The organism is Streptomyces sp. 5-10, from assembly GCF_014712245.1.
Taxonomy (GTDB): domain Bacteria; phylum Actinomycetota; class Actinomycetes; order Streptomycetales; family Streptomycetaceae; genus Streptomyces; species Streptomyces violaceusniger.
Map to the genome: position 1 here is coordinate 1 of NZ_JACVYG010000221.1, position 670 is coordinate 670.

General features: G+C 65.9%; 1 protein-coding gene. It reads left to right on the top strand.

The features are described 5' to 3' along the window. Positions 1 to 27 precede the first annotated feature (27 nt). On the top strand, positions 28 to 552 hold the full coding sequence (locus IEJ02_RS50995) for a condensation domain-containing protein (RefSeq protein ID WP_369075671.1): 525 nt from the start codon (positions 28 to 30) through the stop codon (positions 550 to 552). Positions 553 to 670 lie beyond the last annotated feature (118 nt).

A 670-nucleotide genomic window follows, 5' to 3' on the forward strand; every position in this document is an offset into this window, starting at 1 on the left:
GGCCGTGGTGCGGGGTTGCCGGAGCCGGTGGCATATCGCGATGTCGTCGCACAGGCGGTTCTGGCTGATCGGGGCGATGAGCACGAGGCGTTTTTCCGGGAGTTGCTCGGCGATGTGGATGAGCCCACGGCGCCGTTCGGACTGCTGGATGTCCAGGGCGATGGTTCCGGAGTCGATGAGGCGCGTATCGAACTCGATGCCGACCTGGTTCGGCAGATGCGGGCTTCGGCAGCTCGGCTCGGGGTGAGCGTGGCGAGTCTGTGTCATCAGGCGTGGGCGCAGGTGTTGGCGCGGTTGACCGACCGGGACGATGTGGTGTTCGGCACGGTGCTGTTCGGCCGGATGCATGGCGGTGCCGGTGCGGATCGAGGCATGGGGCTGTTCATCAACACCCTGCCGATGCGCGTCAGCCTCGGCCATGACACCGTCCAGGCGAGAGTGCGGCGTACTNCCTCAATTACCGCCACAGCGCCGAGACCTCGGATGTCACCACGGCGGTGGGGGATGGCTTTGAGTTGCTGCGTGGTCAGGGGCGCACGAACTATCCGCTGACGGTGTCGGTGGATGACCTGGGTGAAGGCTTCGCGGTGACCGCGCAGGTCGCCGCATCGTTGGACCCATTGCTCGTATGCGCCTTGATGGAGAGGGCGCTGTTGGAGTTGGTGGGGGC